Origin of the sequence: Rhizobium rhizogenes NBRC 13257, assembly GCF_000696095.1 — a bacterium.
Lineage (GTDB): Bacteria > Pseudomonadota > Alphaproteobacteria > Rhizobiales > Rhizobiaceae > Rhizobium > Rhizobium rhizogenes.
In genome coordinates this window covers 332,621-353,582 of record NZ_BAYX01000011.1, presented here as the reverse complement: position 1 = coordinate 353,582, position 20,962 = coordinate 332,621, and the positions used below count along the sequence as shown (strand labels likewise).

Genomic DNA, 20,962 nt, shown 5'->3' with positions numbered 1-20,962 from the left:
CCGGGCGTTGGCAAAAGGCGGGCTCTCCCTTCTTGTTGGCGCCCGGCCGCCCCGCAAACCACACAGAGATCGGGTGGACCATGGCTGGAAAAGACGTCCTCTTGAGCGTCGATGGCATCAAGGCGACCTATAACGGAGCGATCACCGCGCTTCATGGCGTGAGCTTCACGTTGCGCCGCGGCGAGATCCTTGCCCTGCTCGGCGCCAACGGCGCCGGCAAGACGACGACGCTTAAAGCCATTTCGAACCTGCTGCCGGCCGAACGCGGTGAAATCACCGCCGGCAGCATTCTTTACGAAGGCCGGGATGTCACGACGGCAACGCCTGCCCAGCTCGTGCGTGCCGGCCTGGTGCAAGTGCTGGAGGGCCGGCATTGCTTCCGCAATTTGACCATCGAGGAAAATCTCGTTTCCGGTGGTCTCGGGCGCAGCGGTTCGCGCGCGGAGATCGCCTTCGATCTGGAGAAAATCTACGCGCTTTTCCCCCGGCTAAAGGAAAAACGGCGCGCTCTGGCGGGTCTCACCTCCGGCGGCGAACAGCAGATGACGGCGATCGGCCGCGCGCTGATGTCGCGTCCGGCACTGCTGGTCCTCGACGAGCCTTCCATGGGGCTCGCGCCGATCGTCGTGCAGGACATTTTCAAGACGCTGCGGCGGCTGAATGCCAAGACCGGCCTCTCCATTCTGGTCGCGGAGCAGAATTCTGCGATTGCGCTGCGCTATGCCGACCGAGCGACCGTCCTCGAAAACGGCGTCGCCGTGCTTTCGGGAGAGGCAGCCGAGCTGCGCCAGCGCGACGACGTCAAGGCGTTCTATCTGGGCCAGAAATCGGCTCCTGCGCCTGCGCTTACGCCAGCAAACCTTCCATTCGCCTGACTGTCCATCTTCAACGAGGAGAATTCAGCATGACGCTTTCACAGGTTAATACAGAAAACGCCGTTCAGGCCGTACCGGCCATACCTCGCCCGACCGCACCTGCCCATGTCATCAAGGATGATGCCGAGGCGATTGCCGTCGCCAGAGGGCTTGCCACCGAGTTCGTCAAGGAGTCGGCCAAGCGCGACCGCGAGCGCATCTGGCCGGTTGCCGAGCTGGATGCCTTCTCTCAAAGCGGCCTCTGGTCCATCAATGTGCCCAAGGCGTTCGGTGGCCCGGAGGTCTCCTACGCCACACTCGCCAAGGTCATCGAGATCATATCGGCGGCGGACTCCTCGATCGGCCAGATCGCCCAGAACCATCTGGGTGTGGTCGCCGCCATTCGGACCGTGTCGGATCCCGAGCAGCAAAAGCTTCTTTTCGCCGAGGTTCTGAAGGGCACACGCTTCGGCAACGCCTTCTCGGAGTTCGGCTCAAAGCGGGCGGTCGATTTTGAAACCCGCTTCACCGATGCCGGCGATCATGTTGTCGTCAACGGACGCAAGTTCTATTCCTCCGGCGCTCTGCTTGCCCATCTCGTACCGATCGTGGCGCTCGATGACGAGGGGCGGGCCTGGTATGCGATTGCGGAGCGCGACGCGCCCGGCCTCACCGTCATCGACGACTGGTCTTCCTTTGGCCAGCGCACGACGCTCTCCGGCACCGTGCTGCTCGACAATGTCAAGGTGCCGAAGACGCATCTCGTGCCGGGATACAAGGGATACGAAGTGCCGACCGCCGATGGAGCGATCTTCCAGATCATCCAGGTCGCGGTCGACACCGGCATCGCACAGGCAGCTATCGATGAGACGGTCTCCTTCGTACGCACCAAGAGCCGCGCCTGGGTGGATAGCGGTGTCGAGAACGCATGGGACGATCCCTATACGATCCAGGCAGTCGGCGACCTGACACTGCGGCTGCATGCGGCGCAAGCGCTGCTGGAAAAAGCCGGCTACGCGATCGACCGGGCGGTGTTGAACCCGACGGCCGATACAGTCGCCGAAGCGCAGATCGCGACGGCAGAAGCCAAGGTGCTGTCGACGGAAATCGCGATTGCGGCCACCAACAAGTTGTTCGAGCTGGCGGGCACCCGCTCGACGCTCGCCGAACACAATCTCGACCGCCATTGGCGCAATGCCCGGACGCACACATTGCACGATCCGGTGCGGTGGAAATATTCGATCCTCGGCAAGTTCTTCCTCAATGGCGAGAAACCGCCGCTCCACGCCTGGAGCTGATGCGGAACGGCCACTCCGCCTCATCGCGAGGTGGGGTGGCCGGTATCATTCTTTCCCTTAGGGCAGGGTGACGATTTCGACCCAGTTCGCGCCGGCATCGACCGGATAACGGTCGATCGGCGTCAGCGCGCCGTTGACCTGGTCGATGACATAGACCGCTATCTTGTCGGATTTTTCACCGGTCGCGACAAGAAAGCGTCCCGACGGATCGATGCGGATGCCGCGTGGCTGCTTTTCTGTCGCGTAGTTGGTCACATAGCGCAGGTTTCCGCTCCCGTCCGCGACGTGGAAGAGGGCGATCTTGCTGGTGGTTCGCTCAGTCGTATAGAGGAACTTGCCGTTCGGGGTGATGCCGATATCGGCCGCCCAGACCTTCGGTTTGCCGTCATCGACAGTTGCTGCTGCCGGTGCCGTAGCATTGAATGCTGGCGGGGCCGGCGGGGCTATGCCCGGAGAAAGCCCCGTGTCATCCGGAACCGACGCAACGCTTTCGACTTCGCTCAGCGTCCCCTTGGCCGAGTCTAGCGCATAATGAATGACATGGCCGGTGAGTTCGGTGAGGACATAGACCGATTTTCCGTCCGGGGAGAAAATGATGTGGCGAGGCCCGAAGCCCGGCTTGGTGGCGACCTGCGCCGGAGTGTTCGGTTCCAGCATGCCGGTCGCGGGATTGAGCACGAACTGAAGCACGACATCGGAGCCGAGATTGGTCGCAAAGACGTATTTGCCGGAGGGGTCGCTGACGATCGAGTGAGCGTTGCGGCCGGTCAGGATCATCTGGCGAGCGCCGTCGGTCACGCGGCCATCGGCGCCGATCGGCAGTACGGCGATCTTGTTGCCGCCATAGGACGAGGTAAAGAGCAGACGTCCGGATGGATCGGTCGACACATAGGGCATGCTGTCGGGCAGGGCTGCGATCGCCTCTTGCGTGAGCTTGCCGGTGGCAGGGTCGATCGCCAGCGTCAGCACTCGGTAGGGCTGCGCGCGGACCACGGCATAGAGATGCTTTTTGTCCGGGCTAACCGTCATCGGCATGACCATCTTGCCCGCGTCGAAGGTCGAGCTAGGCGTCAGTGTGCCGGCCTTTTCGTCCATGCTGTAGCTGTCGATCTTCCCGTCGGTCGCGGCAGAGACGTAGACGAATGTCCTCGCAAGCGCGCTGTCGGTCGCCGTGAGTATTGCCGAGGCGGCAATAACCGAGGCGAAAATTCCAGATGATAACCTAACCACGAGTGTTCCTCCTCCTACCAAAAGACTGATCGCCGGCTTTGCCGACGATCATTTCCTACGCGACTATGATTTACGCGGCCTTGGCTGTCTCGATGATCTGTGCGAGAGCTGCCAGTTCCTCCGGCGTCAGGTCGGTCAATGGCGGGCGCACAGGGCCGGGATCCTGTCCGAGCACGCGCAGGCCGGCCTTGATGATCGAGACCGCATAGCCCTTTTTCCGGTTGCGCAGCGCAACGAACGGGAAGAAGAAGCCCTTGAGGATCTCATCGACGGTTGCCTGATCGCCGGTCCGCAGTGCGCCGTAGAAACGCTGGGCGAGCGCGGGCACGAAGTTGAAGACGGCGGAGGAATAGGTCGTGACGCCGGCGGCGAAATAGGCCTGGGCATAGACTTCATGGGTCGGCATGCCGCCGACATAGACCAGGCGATCCTGAAGCTTGGTGGTAATCTCGATCACCTTGTCGACATCGCCGACGCCGTCCTTGAAGCCGATGAGGTTCGGGCATTCGTCGGTAAGCCGCGCGATGCTATCGGCGTTGAGGATCGCATTGTCACGATTGTAGACGATGACGCCGATGCCGACGGACTGGCAGACCGCCTTGACGTGGGCAATCAAGCCTTCCTGTTCAGCAAACATTAGGTAAGGCGGCAGCAGGAGCAGGCCATCAGCGCCAGCTTTTTCAGCCGACTTGGCGATCTCGACGGCGATCGAGGTGCCGTATCCGGTTCCCGAAATGATCGGCGTGTTGCCGGCGACTGCCTTTGCAGCCTGGACGACCTGCGGGACTTCGGCGGGATTGAGGGAGAAGAACTCCCCGGTGCCGCCGGCTGCGAAGAGCGCGGCTGCATCATAGCCGGACAGCCATTCGACATGGCGGCGATATTTCGCCTCGTCGAATTTCAGGTCGTTGTCAAAATGAGTAACGGGGAAGGACAGCAGACCGCTGCCGACAGCCTTTTTCAGTTCAAGCGGGTTCATCTTGGAATCCTATTATCGATTGGTATGGGCAATGATTCTCAGGCGCCTTCGAGCGACTGAACGAGAGCGGCGATGTAGCCATAGCAGTAGGCGAAGGCGACGCCGGTCGGGTCGCGGCCGCTGATGGTCGGTACGTGATCGGGCATCAGCATGTATTGATAGCCGATCTCTTTATAGATCCGGGTGGAGCGGACCATGTCCATGTCACCCTCGTCCGGGAATGTCTCCATGAAGGACAGCTTGCCGCCGCGGATATTGCGGAAGTGGACGTTGAAGATCTTTCCGCGCGTGCCGAACCAGCGAATGATGTCGTCGATTTCCTCGCGCGGATTGTCGAGCATTTCGCCGATCGAGCCCTGGCAGAAGTTCAGGCCGTGATAGGGATTTTCGCGCATCAGCACGAATTTCTTCAGGCCTTCCACCGTGCCGAGGACACGCGTCACGCCACGATAGCCCGGCGGCGTATAGGGGTCATGCGGATGGCAGGCGAGGCGGACGCGATTGCTCTCCGCAATGGGAACGACGCGCTCAAGGAAATAGTCGATCCGTTCCCAGTTTTCGTCTTCCGACAGGACACCGGCAAGGCCGGGCGCTGCCTGGTGATCCGCCTTGTCCCAGCGGAAGCTGGCATTGAGCGAGCCGCCGCGTCCCAGCTCTTCCGGTGTGCGGGGGATGCCGATCAGGTTGAGATTGTATTTCGCGGCCGGAATCCCGGCGGCTGCGACATCCTCGATCAGCTTGCACACGGCATCGATCTGCCGGTCGCGTTCGGGGCCGGCAAGCAGAATGTCGGGATAGGAGGCCTGCTCGATCGGGTTGGAAGGCAGGGGCAACTGGATCATGTCCAGGATGAGCCCATAGCTTTCGACTTTGTCGCGGAGACGTTCCAGATCGGAGAGCGTCCAGCTCTCGGGCTTTCCGGGCGGGTCGGCACAAATATGCTTCAGCCCCAATTGCGCGAAAACGCGGTAATCATCATCGTCCCGCGCGCCGACCTGTGTTCCTACATACACTGAGCGTTCTCCCATGAGATTGTTTGATGTCATATGACATAATATGAATCTCGTGAGGTGTCGAGGGCTATTGCTGCTCGGCGAGCATCCGATAGCGTCTTTGGCTCGCGAGCATATGCGCCCGCATCGCCTGGCGTGCACGCTCCGGATCCTGTTCGGCGATCGCCGCCAGGATCTCACCGTGCTCGGCGTGGACCTTGGCGAGATAGGCGGGATCATTGGCTTCGGGTAAGTTCGGAAATTGCCTGCGGGGGATGGTCCGTGCACCGAAATGCCGGAGAACATCGACATAGAACCGGTTGTTCGTGGCGGCTGCGATTGCCATGTGGAATTCGTAATCCGCCTCGACGGTCGGCTGGCCCAGCTCGATGAGAGCAGCCATTTTCCGGTTGGCGGTGCGAATCGCTGCCTCTTGCTCTGCCGTGCGGCGATAGGCGGCGATTGCGGCTGCTTCGCCTTCGGCTGCCATGCGAAACTCCAGCAATTCCAGGGTTTCCGGGATGCTCTTGATCTCCACCGGCGTTAGCGACAATCCGGGGCGTTCAGCGAGGTCGGCAACAAACACGCCCTTGCCCTGGATCGGCTTGACGAGACCGGCGGCGCGGAGATCGGCGATCGCTTCGCGCACGACCGTGCGGCTGACGCCGAATGTCGCCTCAAGCTGAGGCTCCGTCGGCAGCTGGTCGCCCGTGCGAAGCTTGCCGGTCTCGATCTGAGCGCGCAGCTGATCGATGACTTGTTGTGCCAGTCTTTGCCGGCCCCGGCTAAGTGTTGTCATTCCTGGTCCCCCGGTTCATTTGCATCAAGCCATCCGTGCGGTCTTGCAAACCCTGTCGATCTTCGATAAATCATCATACGACATACGGACGACATAATACGTATTCTATATTAATCCAGGGAGGAGGCATAATGAAGCACTTTTCGAAGGCGATGTTTATTGGCGCTGCAATCGGCATGCTGACGCTGATGGCGCCACAGCTTCAGGCCGCCACGCCCAAAGATCAATTGGTGATCGGCACGTCGCTGGCGCAGGTGCTTTCCCTCGATCCGCAGCAGGCTACCGAACCCAAGGCACTCGAAATCCTTGCCAACCTCTATGACCGGCTTGTCGCGACGACGGCGGACGGCAAGATCGTGCCGCAGCTCGCCGAGAGCTGGACGGATGACGGCAAGTCGCTGACCCTCAAATTGCGCGATGCCTCCTTTGTTTCCGGCAATCCGGTTACCGCCAACGACGTCGTCTTTTCGCTGACCCGGCTGCTGAAGCTCAACCAGTCGGGCTCCTCCTATTTCAAGCGTATCGGCTATTCCACCGAGACGATCGCCGAGCAAATTCATGCGGTCGATGCCAAGACGGTGCGTATTGACCTGACGGACAAGGTGACCACCGAAGGCCTGCTCTATCGGTTGGCGCTGGGCGTTTCGAGCATCGTCGACAGTGTTGAGGTGCAGAAGCATGTTGTCGACGGCGATTCCGGAAATGCCTGGCTGCGCACCCATTCGGCCGGTTCCGGGCCGTTCACGCTGAACAAATGGACCCCGAACGAGATCGTCCTCCTGGACGCCAACAAGGCCTATGTCGGCGGAGCGCCGAAGATGCGCCGCGTCATTATCCGACATGTGCCGGAAAGCCAGGTCGAGCGGCTGATGCTGGACCGCGGCGATATCGATATCGGCAATGCGCTCTCCAAGTCCGATCTCGAAACCTTCGAGAACAAGAGCAATTTCGTCATCCAGCGTGTGCCGACGGGCGGCTTCTATGTGCTGGCGATGAACGCCGGCAATCAGTATCTCGCCAACCCCAAGGTCCGTGAAGCCATTGCCTATGGCATCGACTACAAGGGCATCGAGAAGACCATCATGGGGCCATACGGGCGGGCAAGGAATATCCCCGTTCCGGAGAATTTCGAATATGCGATGCCCAACCCGGATTGGCACCTTGATGTCGACAAGGCTAAGCAATTGCTGGCCGAGGCGGGTTTCAAGGACGGCTTTTCACTGACGCTGAAGACGATCTCGCAGACGCCGCGCATCGATCTGGCGACCGCCATTCAGGCTTCACTTGGCCAGATCGGCATCAAGGTCGAGATCCAGCAGGGCAATGGTTCTGAAATCATCGCCGCTCACCGTTCGCGCAACTTCGACCTGTTGCTGCCGCAGACGAGCGCGCTCATGCCGAACGTTCTCGGCTCGATGGACGATTTCGCCAACAACCCCGACAATAGGCTTGAAGCCAACAATGCCGGCAACTTCGCCTGGCGTTCGGCCTGGGATATTCCGGAGCTTACGGCACTCGCTCAGAAAACCTCCGTTGAGCCCGATGCCAAGAAACGAGCCGAACTCTATGGGCAGATGCAGCAGATGTTCGTCGACCTGAAGCCGGCACTGCTGCCGCTCTTCGAACGGTTCGAACCGCTGGTTCTTTCCGGCAGAGTCAAGGGCTATCTCGGCCATCCCAACCAGATGACCCGTCTTGAAAATGTGACCAAGGCTGAGGCCGAATAAGCAATCGAAAGCAGCCGATCATGAAGGAACTATCCGTAGCCGAATTCGGCCGACGTATCGCGCATCTGATCGTCAGCCTGTTCATCCTCCTATGTGTCACCTTCGTGATCGGCCGCGTCCTGCCGGCCGATCCGGTGGGGGCGATCGTTGGCGAACTGGCCGATCCCGCCGCCTATGCGGCGATGCGCCAGCGACTTGGACTGGATCTTCCCCTTTACGAGCAATTCTTCATCTACCTGAAGGGCCTCGCCCATGGCGATTTCGGCACGGCGATCCTGACGGGAAACCCCGTCTCTGCGGATCTCGCGCAGGCCTTTCCCGCGACATTCGAGCTTGCAACGTTTGCCGTCATCATCTCGACCTTCGTCGGTGTTCCGCTCGGCCTCGTCGCGGCGTTATTCCGTGATCGGCTCATCGACAAGATCGCCCGCGTCGTCTCTCTCGTCGGTCACTCTATTCCGGTCTTCTGGTTCGGGATCGTCGGGCTTGTCGTTTTCTATGCGGGCCTCAACTGGGTCGGCGGTCCCGGCCGGGTCGATGTCTATTATGAGGGCATCGTTACGCCGCGAACCGGTCTGCTGTTGGTGGACAGTCTCCTGCAGGGCGAGACGGATATCTTCTGGAATGCGCTCAGCCACATCATCCTGCCGGCCTTCATCCTAGCCTATGCGGCGGTGGCCTATATCACGCGCATGACCCGCAGCTTCACCCTGGAGCAACTCAGTCAGGATTATGTGATCGCGGCTCGTGCCAAGGGCGTCAGCCCGGCCCAAACCATCATCGGTCATGTTCTCCCAAATATCGCCGTGCAGCTCATCACCATTCTCGCCATTTCCTATGGTGGGCTCCTTGAGGGCGCGGTGGTGACCGAAATCGTCTTCTCCTGGCCGGGTATCGGCCAGTACATGACGAACGCGCTGATGATCGGCGACATGAACGCCATTCTTGCCGCGACCATCATTGTCGGATTCTTCTTCATGCTTTTGAATTTCCTAGCGGATATCGCCTATGCGGTCTTCGATCCGCGCACCAGGGAGGCCGCTCGATGAGTGATGCGATCCATGCGGACGTGACCGTTCGCCCGCCGAATATGTTGAGCCGTATGGCAAGATCGCTGAAACGCGCCGGCGGCAAGCTGACGCATGAGCCGCTTGGTCTCGTGGGCTTCATCATCCTTGGCCTGCTTTGCCTGATCGCGATCTTCGCGCCGCTTCTGGCGCCTTATGATCCGAACGTGCAGGTGCTTTCCAACGCACTGCAACCGCCGAGCCTTGCGCATCTGGCTGGCACCGACGAATTCGGCCGCGATATCCTCAGCCGGCTGATTTTCGGTACACGCATCACCATCCAGACGGTGCTGTCGATTTCCGTGATCGTCGGGCCGATCGGCCTTGTGATTGGTGTCGTCGCCGGCTTCTTCGGCGGCCGCGTCGACGCGCTCCTGATGCGCGCCACCGATATCGTGCTGTCCTTTCCGTCGCTGATCCTGGCGCTGGCTTTTGCCGCGGCTCTCGGTGCCGGCCTTACGACGGCGATCATTGCCATCTCGCTGACGGCGTGGCCGCCGATTGCGAGACTGGCGCGCGCCGAAGCGCTCGTCGTCAGGAATACCGACTATGTCGCCGCGGCGCGGCTCTATGGCGCCTCCCGGCTCCGCATCCTGTTCTTCTATATTGCACCGATGTGCATCCCCTCGGTGATCGTGCGTCTGACGCTCAACATGGCCGGCATCATCCTGACGGCAGCGTCGCTCGGCTTCCTCGGACTCGGCGCCCAGCCGCCGGCGCCCGAATGGGGCGCGATGATTTCCAACGGACGCAAATACATGCTTGATTTCTGGTGGGTCGCCGTCATGCCCGGCATCGCGATCCTTCTGGCAAGCCTGGCCTTCAACATTGTCGGCGACACCCTGCGCGATATTCTGGATCCCCGCCATGCAAGATCGTGATCTCCATCCCGTCCTCTCCGTCAAAGGGCTGAACGTCCGGTTTGGACGCAATTCTCTGGCGGCCGTCTCCAATGTCAGCTTCGATGTCGGGCGCGAACGCGTCGGGATCGTCGGCGAATCCGGCTCCGGCAAATCGACGACAGGGCGTGCGATCATGCGCCTACTGCCGCCAAGCGCGAGCGTTGCGGCCGAACGCATGGATCTGGATGGCGTCTCCCTGCTCGACAGGACGGAGCGCCAGATGGGCGCCTTGCGCGGCAAGGATATCGCGCTGATCATGCAGGACCCGCGCTACTCCCTCAATCCGGTACTGACCGTCGGCAAGCAGATCGCCGAGGCGGCGCGGCTTCATATGGGCCTGCGCGGCAGCAAGGCGCGCGACGCAGCACAGGCCATGCTCGAGCGCGTCCGCATCAGCGATCCGGAGCGCGTCATGGCGCTTTACCCACATCAGATCTCGGGCGGTATGGGTCAGCGCGTGATGATCGCGATGATGCTTCTGGCCAAGCCGAAGCTGGTGATCGCCGACGAACCGACGTCCGCACTCGATGTCAGCGTTCGCAGGGACGTGCTTACCTTGCTCGATGAACTTGTCCGCGAGAACAATTCCGGGTTGCTGCTCATCAGCCATGATATCCGGATGGTCGCTGCCTTCTGCGAACGCATCATCGTCATGTATTCCGGCCGCATCGTTGAAACTCTGACGCGCCTGGAAGATGCCCAGCATCCCTATACGCGCGGCCTGATGTCCGCGTTGCCGGATCCGCACAATCCGGTACGCCGTCTGGCGGTGCTCGACAGGGCGAAGCTTGATCTGGAGACCAGCCGATGATTAGCGTGCGTGATCTTGATGTCGTCTTTACCTCCGGCAAGAGCGAGAACCATGTCGTCCGACGGGTGAGCTTCGACGTCGGGAAGGGGGAGACACTCGGTATCGTCGGTGAATCCGGATGCGGCAAGTCGACGGTGCTGCGTTGCCTCTCCGGCATGGAAAAAGGATGGTCCGGCGACATCGGGCTCGCCGGCAAAACGGTCGGTAAGATCCGGACGCGCGATGAATTGCGGCATGCCCAGATGGTGTTTCAGGACCCCTATGGCTCGCTGCATCCCCGGCACCGCATCGGCACAGCCCTGGCGGAGCCATTGAGAGCGATGGGGCATGGTGATGTCTGGACGAAGGTGGACAAGGCATTGCGGCAGGTCGGCCTGCAGCCAGCCTTTGCCAACCGCTACCCTCATGAACTTTCCGGCGGTCAGCGCCAGCGCGTCGCGATTGCCCGCGCGCTGATCCTGTCACCGCCAATCCTGCTGCTCGACGAGCCGACCTCGGCGCTCGACGTCTCGATCCAGGCCGAAATCCTCAATCTCCTGGCCGATCAGCGTGACGAGCGCTCCCTGACCTATGTCCTCGTCAGCCACGATCTGGCCGTCATCGCACATATGTGCGACCGGGTGCTGATTATGAAGGGCGGCACTTTTGTCGATGAGCTGACCAAGGCGGATCTGCAGGCGGGCATAACGCATGATGCCTATACCCGCGAGCTGTTCGAGGCGAGTTTTCTGTAAAGCGGACATAGGCGGCAGTGGCCGGCGCTGACCGCCTACTTGTCGGCGCCGTTATAGTACTGAATTTCCAGGGAATTCAAATCGAGAGCCGGGACGCAGCGCAGGTTGACCGCCCGCGTGGGTGTGCCATCGGGGCTCGTGGCCATAGAGAATGGCTGCGTGCCGCAATCGACGCAAAATTGATGATCGATCCGGTGGGTATTGAATTTATAGCTGCGGAGTGAGTCCTCGCCGCCGTCCAATGTGAATTTTTCCGTTGGGAAAAAGGCAAGCAACATGCCCTTGCGGCGGCAATATGAGCAGTTACAGCTAAGGGCCTGACCCGGCAGATCGGCGTCAACCGTGAACGCCACTTTTCCGCAGTGACAACTTCCTTGGAATGCCACTTTATCCTCCCGATTTTCGAATCATTGCGCGGATATTCTGCAATATCCGATCGCAACATATCTCAATATTATCGAACACAGCATTGCACTCGTCTTGCTATTCTAGGGGAACCCCAATCTCTGGAATATGATCGTGTCACAAAAATCCGACGGCAGGACCCAGGTCCTGCTCTGCCTGCCCGGTGCCGATGTGAGCGCCACCACCAATGTCGTCTTAGGGCGACATTGCTTCGCGGTAACGGCACTCCTTTTCGATTGGCACAGGTCATGGAAGCATCAGCGTGACATATTCGTATCCAGGTGAGATAATTTCGCGCGCGATAGACCGTGCGATGGGCACTCAAACGAAGGCGATGGCCTCCGAAATGGCAATGTTCGACCAACCTCATATTCTGATCGTCGAAGACGATACCGACATAGCGCATATGCTGGTCGAACTGGTGAAGAGCAATGGTTTCGAGGCGACGTCGGCGGCAAGCGGCGGAGAGATGGATCGCTTGCTGGCACGCCACAAGTTCGACCTGATCGTCCTCGACGGCATGCTTCCTGGCGAGGACGGCTTCAGCATCTGCCGGCGATTGCGCTCGTCCCGATCGATTCCGATCCTGATGCTGACCGCGTTGCGGGAGGATGTCGACCGCATCCTGGGCCTCGAGCTCGGTGCCGACGATTATGTCACCAAGCCCTTCAACTCCCGTGAACTGATGGCCCGCATCAAGAGTATTCTGCGACGGGCGTCATTTTCCCAGCAACCGGAGGAGGACGTCGCGCCGATGACGTTCGCGGGTTGGCGCATCGATCCGAAAAGCCGGCAGCTCTTCGACGCCGAAGGCGCCGAAGTCTCCATGACGACGGCGGAGTTCGATCTGCTTTGGGCGTTTTGCAGTAATCCGAACAAGGTGCTGACGCGCGAACAGCTTCTGTCCATGACGCATGCCGGATCGGCCGGCCCGGTCGAACGCAGCATCGATGCCCATATCAGCCGCGTCCGCCAGAAGATCGAGCCCAACCTCAAGGATCCAACCTTCATCAAGACGGTGCGTCTTGGCGGCTATCTGTTTGCTTCCAAGGTGGAGCGTCTGCCGTGAAGGGCCTTCGCACCGCCTCCATACGAACACAGATACTCGTATTGGCGACGTTGCTGATCATCCTCGTTTCCGTCGTGGCGACGCTTTCCGAGCCGTTTATCTACGGCCGGCATGACAAGGGCGTTGCGATCGGCTTGTTGGCGGGACGAATTGAAAGAGTGCTGGATCGGTATCGACAGGCGCATTCGCCCGATGAGGAAGATGCTGCCTTAAAGTTCGCCGCAACCCTCGGGATTTCCGCGGAGAAAATGCCGGCAAGTCAAATCCCGCCGCAACAGGAAGCTATTGCTGCGTCGAGCGAGATCGTCGAGCGGGCTAGAGCGCTGCTCGAAACCAATGTTTTCAAGTCAGTTGAGAATGCATTCGCGGATCAGTCGGTGGGGAATGTCCTGACCGTCAAGGTCGATGCCGATCGCGCGCTGGTTTTCCACTTGCCTGTCTTCCCCAATTATCTATGGCTTTTCCCAGCCATGGCGAGCGGGATTTTGAAGATCGTCATTCCGCTGGCGCTCATGGCCTATTTCAGCAGCTGGCTCATTACCCGGCCGGTGGTCCGGTTCGCCGCCGCCGCCGAGCGTGCCAGCATGGACGACAGCCTGGAAAAGCCGTTCGTGGCTGACGGCGCCTCGGAAATGAGAAGCCTGGCCGCCTCGCTCAACGTGATGCGAAGCCGAATATTGGAAATGGTCGACAGTCGCACGCGCATGCTCAGTTCCATCAGTCATGATCTGAGAACACCGCTGACCCGTCTGCGGATGCGCGCCGAGCGCTGCGAGCAGCCGGAGCTTCAGCGTCAGATGCTGGCCGATATCGCCACCCTGGGTTCGATGATCGATGAGAGCCTGACGTTTCTGACAAACGCCTCCCATAGCGTGCCTTCGCGCAAGGTGGATATTTCAAGCCTGCTTCAGACGATCGCGACCGACTTTTCGGACACCGGCATCGAGGTGGGCTTCAAAGGCCCCCGCCGGCTTACCTGCATCTGCAAGCCGCAAGCCATTACCAGAGCGATTACCAATGTGGTCGAGAATGCCTCCCGCTATGCGACCGAGATTGAGATCGAGTTGCAAAGCGCCAGCAATGGCGGGGTTTTGATCAAGGTGAGCGACAATGGCCCTGGCTTGACGGATGCACTCAAAGTACGGGCTCTGGAGCCCTTCTTCAAGGCGGACAAAGCCCGGACGACGGGAATGGGCGGCGGCTTCGGCCTTGGCCTTCCGACCGCCGAGGGTATCGTCAGAAAGGGGCATGGCGGGACGCTCAAGCTGCTCGACCGCAAGCCCAATGGCCTGATCGTCGAGATCACCCTGCCGCCAACTCAGGACGAGGCGATGGGGCGCCTTGCGGGTGATCCAAAGAAGGTCCCGTCGCCAGGCTGAGTTTTCATTCTTGCGGATAATGGAACGGCTACCCAACCTTCGGTTGGCAACAGACTCTTTAAGTCCCGCCATCATCTTCGCGAACATTTCCATATATTAAAGAAAACACCGCAACACACCGATTCAATAGAACTGGCTCTGGCAACACTCTGCCATATTTTCCAGGAGCCAAATCTTTGCTGAGAACACCCACCACCAGTGTCGCGCTGATCGCCCTGTGTGCGACCATTGCGGGATGCACCACTGCCGACCCCACCGTTTACGCGGGCCTGGCCTCGGCACCGCAGCTTCAGCCGAACCCGGACGACAAGGGCGGCCGCGTACCGTATCGGTATAAGGGCAATGTCGACTGGAGGCAGTACAACAAGATCATCGTCGATCCCGTCACTGTCTACAACGGTCCAGACAACCAGTTCGTGAAGATCGCCGACGAAGACAAATCAGTCCTTGCCGGTTACATGCAGGATCAATTCACGCAAAAGCTGCGGACGCGCTTCGCCGTCGTCAACAATCCCGGCCCCGGTACACTTCGGCTCCATCTGACGCTGACAGGCGCCAAGGATACCACCCCGGTCCTTGGACCGTTCTCGCATCTTGATGTCGGCGGCAACGCGATCAACGCCGTTCAGGCGGTTCGCGGTCGCGAAGGGACGATGGCGGGCTCGGTGAACTATGCCGTGGAAATCTACGATGCGCCGAGCAATCGCCTGCTCTCCGCCTATGTCGCCAAGCAATATCCGAATGCAATGAACGCTGGTGCAACCTTCTCACGCTTGAAGGGCTCCAAGATCGGGATCGAGAAGGGTGCCGATGCGCTTCTCGAGCAGCTGCAGTAAGCCAAGCGGCCTTGCCTGCCTCAGATAACGGAATTGGCCACGCGTACATTGACTGCGCGGGGCCTTGTCCGTCTGAAGCTCACAAAGCCTTCGGCGTTTTGCTGAGGGATGGCATTTTGTCCTAACTCAGGTCGGGACTGTAAAGCTCCGTCAGGGTCTTCAGCAGTTCGAGTACGTCCGGATGATCGCAGGAATAGTATCTGAATTGGGCGTGGCTGCGAAATTTGATGATTCCCGATCGATGAAGGCGCGCCAAATGCCGGCTTAGGGCCGGCTGGGATATGCCGATCTTCCGGGCCAGGCTATTTACGTCCTCTTCGCGATCCGACAGAAAAATGCAAACCTGCAGCCTGCTCGGATTGGCAAGCTGGCCGAGGAGATCTGCATGCCATGCGAGGCGTTGGTCTCGTGTTGCGTGATCTGAATACATTGGACGTTCGATTGCTGAGGATGAATCTGATGGATTTGCGGGGGCCATAATCCTGCCAGGGTACACGCACTGGCTGTAAAGTTTTGTTCTGATTTGTTGCGATATGTTGCGTCTTGCGGGGCGGTCTGCCGGCTTGAACAGCTCTGACGAACGGTGCACGACGAAACCGTCGACTGAATGTATCGATGTATCACCGCGACGCCGCTTGCGACAAACTGTAACAAAAACGAACCGATTGCCTTGTTTTGGTCCGGCTTTTGACATCACGCTGCTAATTAGACCGGTTATCTCTGTGTCTAGTGAACAGGAGGTAGCCATGACTTATAAAGAATTGACGATAGCCGATGTTCTCAACGATCCGTTGATCCGGCAGGTAATGCGCGCGGATCAGGTGTCTCTGACCGGGATGACGAACCTGCTGCAGGATGCAGCGCATAGGCTGAAGAGCGCGAAGACATTGCGCGGCAAGGCGGAGATCGGCTTGCCGAGTGGCATGAACCCGATCGTGGCCAACGTGGCTTGCAATGATGCGTGGCGGCCACATCAATCGTGTGGCCGTTGATGATCGCTTTCGCTGAAGCCCAGCTTCCAAAAACTGACGGCGCGCGTGTTTGTGCGTGAGAGGCCGAGATCCCTCCGCCAATAGGTCCTAAGCGCCCGCGCCGTCGCTGATTCCGCTCCGGCCCACAGGCCGAACGATACGTCACTCGGCGGCCGGATGGCCTTCACGGCCCCTTCGAGCAATCGTGAACGTCCGGCGGCCTCGCCGTTTCTATGAAGCCATCTGATATCGATGCCGGCCGGGCCTAAAAGCGTCTGTTCTTCGCCCTTGTCTGCCACCTCGATCAGGACAATGCCCTGTGCCGTCTCAGGCAGAGCCTCGAGCATGCGGGCAATCGCAGGGATGGCCGTCTCGTCGCCGGCGAGCAGGCACCAATCCATCGCCGGCATGCTGCCGCCGCCGGGACCCATCATGCCGATGACATCGCCGGCACGCGCCGTCTCGGCCCAGGCACTCGCGACGCCCTGGTCGCCATGCAGCACAAAGTCGACATCGATCTCGCCGGCGGCAACATCGATGCGCCGGATCGTATAGGTGCGGGTCGTCGGCCGCTTGCCGTAGGGCGGCCAGGCCGGGCGTCCGTTCGGGCCGAGAACCGGCCATTCGGGAACCTCAAGGTCGGCCGGGGGAAACAGCAACCAGATATGAGGATCGCCAGTGGTGAACCAATCGAGGTTCTCGCCCTTCAGCGTGATGCGGCGCATGCGCGCCGTCAGGTCGGTCATGGTCGCGACCGTCATGATCCGCAGATTGGGAACGACGCTGCTGTCGCAGCCATCGCCGTTCCAGCGAATATCCGGCTTCTCGCGCCAGGCGAATTCCTCAAGGTGGCTCGCCATCACATCCCTGACAGTCGCGAGTGATGGCAGGTCTCCAGCTTCCGCGTAGAGACGCAGGCCCTGATCGGTGACCTCCATCGTGCCGATCCCCCAGGGGAACACGGCGCTTCCCATCGCCCCCGAAAGGGTGGTGGGCACTTCCTCGGCGAAATGTTCGAAGACTTCGGCGAGATATTGCTTCGGCGTGGGCAGGGCGACTTCGGCGCGGGATGTCAGCTTTGTCATGAGGCGGTGTGTCCTGAGTTGGCGATGCCGAGGCGGAGCGATGGTGGGATCTCCGTTTCGGTGGGAGAGGGGTCACGGATCGAGAAGATCGGCCCAGTAGGTTCCTTGCATCGGAACCGCGAGAAATTTTTCGTTGATCTCCGCCAGCGTTTTCTGCGGGTCGATATCGGCGAACAGATCCGGATGAAACCACTTCGCCATCGCCTCGACCGCAAGCACATTGGTTGGGGAATGGAAGAAGAAGAGCCAAAGCGCATGCGCGCGGCCCTTTGCGAAAGCCGAGAGCGTGCCGATCCCCGGCTCTTGTGCCGCATCCTTCAGCGCGGAATGAACAAGCTCCGCGGAAGCGCCGGGACCGATCATGAAGCCGCCGCTGCCGGGAAGATCGGCTCCGCCGGCGGCGATATAGATATCCGGGTCCTGCGACAGGACATATTCGAGGCTGAGCTGGCCAGTCGCGCCCTTGACGACCGATTTCGCGATGTTCTCGCCACCGGCGAACTCGATGAATTCGCCGACCTTGCCGCCTGCCGACCAACAGCATTCCCAGCCACCGGCGCGGGCATGCAGGAAGACCTTGGGCCTGGTGATGTCGGCACCGGCCAATCGCTCGGAAATCCGCCGCATATGGCTTTCGTAGAAATCGATATAGGCCTCGGCACGGCCTTCCTGCCCGAGCGCCTTGCCAAGAATCCGCATGCTGGCGGCGGTATTCTTGATCGGGTCGTTGAAGAAATCGACATAGGCGACGGCGACGCCAGCCGCGTTCAACTGCGTCTCCATGGTGCTGGACGTGCCGAACCAGAGCGGGACGATGACGAGGTCCGGCCGAAGGCTCAGCGCCTTTTCGACGGAGAACGCATCGGCGGTCGTCCCGCCAACGACCGAGATGTCCGCCATACGGGGAAAGCGCCGCCTGTATTGGCCATAAGTCGATGGATCGAACCGAACGAAATTATCCGCCCAACCGACGACTTGTTCAGTCGGATCGGACTCGAGCAAGGCCAGGGCGGTTAGCAACTGGCCATCGGCGAGGATGACGCGGCGGGCCGGATGGGACAGTTCGATGGTCCGTCCGGCGATGTCGGTGAAGGTCGCGGGCTGTGCGTTTGCCGCCTGTGCACCGCAGACGATCGCGGCGTAAGTGACAATGATCAGTATGCCGCGTGCGATGAGACGCGCGCGGCATACTACCGTTGTTCGAAGCAGGAGGTTCAGCCCGAGCATTCGCATTACCACCGGTATTTGAGGTTGGCGGTAATCGTCCGGCCGTTGCCGTAGAAGCACGAAGTCTCGCTCCAGCATGATGATACGAAGGTCTTGTTGAACAAGTTGGTCGCATTGACCGACAGTTGCAGGTTTTTCATGTCGGGGTTCAGTTTGCCGAAGTCATAGCGCAGGGCAGCGTCCACCAGCGTGTAGGAGGGAACCTTCAAGCTGTTGGCGGCATCGCCATAGGATGAACCGACGTAGCGGACACCAGCTCCGAGGCTGAGGCCGTCCAACGTGCCGTCGTCGAATTCGTAGTTGGCCCAGAGCGAGGCGAGGTTGCTTGGCACGCCATAAGGACGCTTGCCCTGATAGGTCGTGTCCTCGGTATTCTTGATATCGATATGGGAGTAGGAGGCGATCAGACTCAGATTGTCGTTGACGTTGACATGAGCCTCCAGCTCGACGCCGCGCGACCGGACCTCGCCCGTCTGCACGGAGGCATAAGGATGCGAAGTATCCGGGTCCGCCGTCTTTACGTTCCGCTGAGTGATGTCGAACAGCGATGCCGTGAGGAAGCTTTCCCAGCCATCCGGCTGATATTTGACGCCGACTTCATATTGCTCGCCCTTGGTCGGCTTGAACGGATTGCCGGACCAGTCCGTGCCGAGCACCGGCTCGAAGGACGTCGAATAGCTGGCATAGGGTGCGATGCCATTGTCGAAATTATACATAAGCGCCGTGCGCCAGGAGAAAGCCTTGTCCGACTGGGGCACGTAAGCCGGCGCATAATTGTTGCGGGTCTCGGCGTCGACCCAATCGCCACGGATACCCGTCAACAGCGACAGGTTGCCCAGCTTCATCTGGTCCTGAACGTAAACGCCGGTCTGGTTGAGCTTCTGGCTGGTCACATAATCGAGGCTCGGCGATGCGATGGTCTGGTAGTAGACCGGATTGAGCACGTCGAGCGGATCGACTGCCCCATAGCCCATCTTCACGTCGGCATTGTTGCGGCGATAGTCCAGCCCGAACAGCGCGGTGTGCCGGATCTCGCCCGTCAAAAACTCGGCCTGGGCCTGGTTGTCGATGGCGAGACCATCGAAGGATTCGACCGAATGGATCGACATGCGCGACAGCTGGGTCGGCGTCAGCCATCCATTCTGGAAGACCGATTTGTAATCATAGTCGGCGTGCATGAAGCGCAGGTTCTGCCGCACGGTCCAGATGTCGTTGAAGCGATGCTCGAACTCATAGCCGATCGAATATTGCGACCGCTGCGACTGGTCGAAATTCGGATCGGCCTCGGTGAAGTTGCGCGACAGCTTGCCCCAGGATGCCGACTTCACCGTGCCGACATAGGGGAGGTAGTTGAAATTCCCGGCATTCGGATCGCGCTGGGCATTGCCGAGAATAGTCAGCTTGGTGTCGCCGTCTGGCTGCCATGTCACCGCCGGAGAGATCGAGAGGCGCTGATCTTTGGCGAAATCGACCTGAGAATCCGCGTCGCGCGCAACGCCGGTCAGGCGATAGAGTACCGTGTTGTCGTTGTTGACCGGACCGCTGAAGTCGAAGCCGATCTGTTTGCGGTTGAAGGTGCCGTATTGCAGGTCGACCTCGTGCAGGGGCTCTTCCGTCGGGCGCTTGCTCCAGAGGTTGACCACGCCGCCCGGATTGACGGCGCCGTAAAGGATGGAGGAGGGGCCTTTCAGCACCTCGACCCGCTCCAGCATATAGGGGTCGATCGACGGCGCGATGTAGTAGATGCCGCGCGGCATGCGCAGCCCATCCATGAGCCCGACCCAATTCGCCTCGGAGCCGCCCGGCGTACCGAAACCGCGGATGTTCGGATAGTCATAGCGCCCGGTACGCGTCTCGGCGGCGACACCCGGCGTGTAGCGCAGTGCCTCCGAAACGGTCTTCGAGTTCTGGTCTTCCATCTGCTTGCGCGTAACGACGGAGACCGATTGCGGCGTTTCGATCAAGGGCGTGCCGGTCTTGGTTCCCGTTAGGGCATTCTGCGCGATATAGCCGTTGGTCGGGCCGAAAGCGCCATCCTGGCCGGTCACGGTGATCGGCGCGAGCACGGTTGAGCCATCGGCCGCCATTCCGCTCGCTGCCGTGGTGGTGGGATCGACGAGGGCGGCCGAGCCGGGTGCGCCGACGCGAACGACGATGCCGGTGCCGGCAACGAGGCGCTGCAAGGCCTGCGTCGGCGTCATCGACCCGATCGCAGCACCGGATGTCTCGCCGCGTGCGATTGCCGAGGAATAGCTGATCTGCCAGCCGGTTGCGCGAATGAAGGCGCTGATGGCCGCGTCGAGCGGCTGCGCCGGGATCTGGAAATTCATCGCCTGCGTGGCGGCCGGACGCGCTTGCTGCCCCATGGCGGGCAATACGGAAGTGACACTGAGGCAGCTTAAAAGTGTCGATGCCAGAAGTGCCCGCGCCAGAATGCGCTCGTTCCCATGTTTCCTGATCTGCTGCCCATGCGATGACGTCCGCCCCATTCTCATCTTGCCGATAATCCCTTCTGGCCCCAGAGGGTTCGGACCGCACCGTGCGCAACCGTCACCCTTCAATACCTAGACGTGGTGGAGATGCGGAACCGGCAAAAA

20 protein-coding genes are annotated in these 20,962 nt (G+C 60.3%); 11 read left to right on the top strand and 9 right to left on the bottom strand.

The window, feature by feature from the left end:
- Positions 1–80 precede the first annotated feature (80 nt).
- Together RRH01S_RS24380 and RRH01S_RS24375 are read left to right on the top strand one after the other, a co-directional pair.
- Positions 81–875, top strand: coding sequence for an ABC transporter ATP-binding protein (locus tag RRH01S_RS24380; protein WP_015917957.1), 795 nt, complete (start codon positions 81–83; stop codon positions 873–875).
- Between the two features lie 29 nt (positions 876–904).
- A complete protein-coding gene (locus RRH01S_RS24375; protein ID WP_007702234.1) occupies positions 905–2,152 on the top strand; it encodes an SfnB family sulfur acquisition oxidoreductase in 1,248 nt (415 codons plus the stop codon).
- A gap of 57 nt (positions 2,153–2,209) precedes the next feature.
- Here the strand turns inward: RRH01S_RS24375 and RRH01S_RS24370 are convergent, their stop codons facing one another.
- From RRH01S_RS24370 to RRH01S_RS24355, 4 genes are all read right to left on the bottom strand, one after another.
- Positions 2,210–3,382, bottom strand: coding sequence for a lactonase family protein (locus tag RRH01S_RS24370; protein ID WP_015917955.1), 1,173 nt, complete (start codon positions 3,380–3,382; stop codon positions 2,210–2,212).
- 70 nt (positions 3,383–3,452) lie between these two features.
- Positions 3,453–4,361 carry a 5-dehydro-4-deoxyglucarate dehydratase gene (gene kdgD / locus RRH01S_RS24365; protein ID WP_015917954.1) on the bottom strand — a complete coding sequence of 303 codons (909 nt, stop codon included), beginning with the start codon at positions 4,359–4,361 and terminating at the stop codon, positions 3,453–3,455.
- Between the two features lie 38 nt (positions 4,362–4,399).
- Complete coding sequence (locus tag RRH01S_RS24360) at positions 4,400–5,374, bottom strand: mannonate dehydratase (protein WP_041723647.1); 975 nt, start codon at positions 5,372–5,374, stop codon at positions 4,400–4,402.
- 67 nt (positions 5,375–5,441) lie between these two features.
- Positions 5,442–6,152 carry a FadR/GntR family transcriptional regulator gene (locus tag RRH01S_RS24355; protein WP_007702254.1) on the bottom strand — a complete coding sequence of 237 codons (711 nt, stop codon included), beginning with the start codon at positions 6,150–6,152 and terminating at the stop codon, positions 5,442–5,444.
- A gap of 131 nt (positions 6,153–6,283) precedes the next feature.
- Here RRH01S_RS24355 and RRH01S_RS24350 point away from each other — a divergent pair, with 131 nt between their 5' ends.
- The 5 genes from RRH01S_RS24350 to RRH01S_RS24330 are packed head-to-tail and all read left to right on the top strand — an operon-like array spanning position 6,284 to position 11,393.
- Complete coding sequence (locus tag RRH01S_RS24350) at positions 6,284–7,879, top strand: ABC transporter substrate-binding protein (protein WP_015917952.1); 1,596 nt, start codon at positions 6,284–6,286, stop codon at positions 7,877–7,879.
- Between the two features lie 20 nt (positions 7,880–7,899).
- Entirely contained in the window at positions 7,900–8,928 is a 1,029-nt protein-coding gene (locus RRH01S_RS24345) for an ABC transporter permease (protein WP_007702274.1), read from the top strand.
- Positions 8,925–9,827: an ABC transporter permease gene (locus RRH01S_RS24340; protein WP_015917951.1), complete on the top strand. Its 903-nt coding sequence runs from the start codon at positions 8,925–8,927 to the stop codon at positions 9,825–9,827. Before RRH01S_RS24345 ends, RRH01S_RS24340 begins: the two co-directional genes overlap by 4 nt.
- Positions 9,814–10,659: an ABC transporter ATP-binding protein gene (locus RRH01S_RS24335; RefSeq protein WP_007702289.1), complete on the top strand. Its 846-nt coding sequence runs from the start codon at positions 9,814–9,816 to the stop codon at positions 10,657–10,659. The genes RRH01S_RS24340 and RRH01S_RS24335 overlap by 14 nt, the downstream gene beginning before the upstream one ends.
- A complete protein-coding gene (locus RRH01S_RS24330) occupies positions 10,656–11,393 on the top strand; it encodes an ABC transporter ATP-binding protein (RefSeq protein WP_015917950.1) in 738 nt (245 codons plus the stop codon). The genes RRH01S_RS24335 and RRH01S_RS24330 overlap by 4 nt, the downstream gene beginning before the upstream one ends.
- 35 nt (positions 11,394–11,428) lie before the next feature.
- On the opposite strand, the gene RRH01S_RS24325 is transcribed toward RRH01S_RS24330, so the two are convergent.
- Entirely contained in the window at positions 11,429–11,779 is a 351-nt protein-coding gene (locus RRH01S_RS24325; RefSeq protein WP_015917949.1) for a GFA family protein, read from the bottom strand.
- A 365-nt stretch (positions 11,780–12,144) separates the two neighbouring features.
- Here RRH01S_RS24325 and RRH01S_RS24320 point away from each other — a divergent pair, with 365 nt between their 5' ends.
- From RRH01S_RS24320 to RRH01S_RS24310, 3 genes are all read left to right on the top strand, one after another.
- Positions 12,145–12,867 (top strand): response regulator, encoded by a 723-nt coding sequence (locus RRH01S_RS24320; RefSeq protein ID WP_015917948.1) that lies wholly within the window; start codon positions 12,145–12,147, stop codon positions 12,865–12,867.
- Positions 12,864–14,246, top strand: a complete 1,383-nt coding sequence (locus tag RRH01S_RS24315) for an ATP-binding protein (protein WP_015917947.1) — start codon at positions 12,864–12,866, stop codon at positions 14,244–14,246. Before RRH01S_RS24320 ends, RRH01S_RS24315 begins: the two co-directional genes overlap by 4 nt.
- 176 nt (positions 14,247–14,422) lie before the next feature.
- Positions 14,423–15,082 carry a DUF3313 domain-containing protein gene (locus RRH01S_RS24310; protein WP_007702305.1) on the top strand — a complete coding sequence of 220 codons (660 nt, stop codon included), beginning with the start codon at positions 14,423–14,425 and terminating at the stop codon, positions 15,080–15,082.
- 121 nt (positions 15,083–15,203) lie between these two features.
- On the opposite strand, the gene RRH01S_RS24305 is transcribed toward RRH01S_RS24310, so the two are convergent.
- Positions 15,204–15,512 carry an ArsR/SmtB family transcription factor gene (locus tag RRH01S_RS24305; RefSeq protein WP_034515914.1) on the bottom strand — a complete coding sequence of 103 codons (309 nt, stop codon included), beginning with the start codon at positions 15,510–15,512 and terminating at the stop codon, positions 15,204–15,206.
- A 316-nt stretch (positions 15,513–15,828) separates the two neighbouring features.
- On the opposite strand from RRH01S_RS24305, the gene RRH01S_RS24300 reads away from it, so the two are divergent.
- Positions 15,829–16,074 carry a hypothetical protein gene (locus tag RRH01S_RS24300; protein ID WP_007702307.1) on the top strand — a complete coding sequence of 82 codons (246 nt, stop codon included), beginning with the start codon at positions 15,829–15,831 and terminating at the stop codon, positions 16,072–16,074.
- Here RRH01S_RS24300 and RRH01S_RS24295 read toward each other — a convergent pair.
- The 3 genes from RRH01S_RS24295 to RRH01S_RS24285 form a co-directional block, all read right to left on the bottom strand.
- Complete coding sequence (locus RRH01S_RS24295; protein WP_015917945.1) at positions 16,056–17,138, bottom strand: siderophore-interacting protein; 1,083 nt, start codon at positions 17,136–17,138, stop codon at positions 16,056–16,058. The genes RRH01S_RS24300 and RRH01S_RS24295 overlap by 19 nt on opposite strands.
- Positions 17,139–17,210: 72 nt before the next feature.
- The gene (locus RRH01S_RS24290; RefSeq protein ID WP_234711721.1) at positions 17,211–18,365 is read right to left on the bottom strand and encodes an ABC transporter substrate-binding protein; all 1,155 of its coding nucleotides are present in this window, start codon (positions 18,363–18,365) and stop codon (positions 17,211–17,213) included.
- Between the two features lie 5 nt (positions 18,366–18,370).
- Positions 18,371–20,854, bottom strand: a complete 2,484-nt coding sequence (locus RRH01S_RS24285; protein WP_052365230.1) for a TonB-dependent siderophore receptor — start codon at positions 20,852–20,854, stop codon at positions 18,371–18,373.
- Positions 20,855–20,962: the final 108 nt, after the last annotated feature.

Excerpts from the sequence above, each read along its gene's own strand:
- RRH01S_RS24355 (WP_007702254.1), bottom strand. The coding sequence starts at position 6,152 with ATGACAACACTTAGCCGGGGCCGGCAAAGACTGGCACAACAAGTCATC.
- RRH01S_RS24320 (WP_015917948.1), top strand. The coding sequence starts at position 12,145 with ATGGCAATGTTCGACCAACCTCATATTCTGATCGTCGAAGACGATACC.
- kdgD (WP_015917954.1), bottom strand. The coding sequence starts at position 4,361 with ATGAACCCGCTTGAACTGAAAAAGGCTGTCGGCAGCGGTCTGCTGTCC.
- RRH01S_RS24350 (WP_015917952.1), top strand. The coding sequence starts at position 6,284 with ATGAAGCACTTTTCGAAGGCGATGTTTATTGGCGCTGCAATCGGCATG.
- RRH01S_RS24285 (WP_052365230.1), bottom strand. The coding sequence starts at position 20,854 with ATGGGGCGGACGTCATCGCATGGGCAGCAGATCAGGAAACATGGGAAC.
- RRH01S_RS24380 (WP_015917957.1), top strand. The coding sequence starts at position 81 with ATGGCTGGAAAAGACGTCCTCTTGAGCGTCGATGGCATCAAGGCGACC.
- RRH01S_RS24375 (WP_007702234.1), top strand. The coding sequence starts at position 905 with ATGACGCTTTCACAGGTTAATACAGAAAACGCCGTTCAGGCCGTACCG.
- RRH01S_RS24300 (WP_007702307.1), top strand. The coding sequence starts at position 15,829 with ATGACTTATAAAGAATTGACGATAGCCGATGTTCTCAACGATCCGTTG.
- RRH01S_RS24340 (WP_015917951.1), top strand. The coding sequence starts at position 8,925 with ATGAGTGATGCGATCCATGCGGACGTGACCGTTCGCCCGCCGAATATG.
- RRH01S_RS24330 (WP_015917950.1), top strand. The coding sequence starts at position 10,656 with ATGATTAGCGTGCGTGATCTTGATGTCGTCTTTACCTCCGGCAAGAGC.
- RRH01S_RS24290 (WP_234711721.1), bottom strand. The coding sequence starts at position 18,365 with ATGCTCGGGCTGAACCTCCTGCTTCGAACAACGGTAGTATGCCGCGCG.
- RRH01S_RS24295 (WP_015917945.1), bottom strand. The coding sequence starts at position 17,138 with ATGACAAAGCTGACATCCCGCGCCGAAGTCGCCCTGCCCACGCCGAAG.
- RRH01S_RS24305 (WP_034515914.1), bottom strand. The coding sequence starts at position 15,512 with ATGTATTCAGATCACGCAACACGAGACCAACGCCTCGCATGGCATGCA.
- RRH01S_RS24345 (WP_007702274.1), top strand. The coding sequence starts at position 7,900 with ATGAAGGAACTATCCGTAGCCGAATTCGGCCGACGTATCGCGCATCTG.
- RRH01S_RS24335 (WP_007702289.1), top strand. The coding sequence starts at position 9,814 with ATGCAAGATCGTGATCTCCATCCCGTCCTCTCCGTCAAAGGGCTGAAC.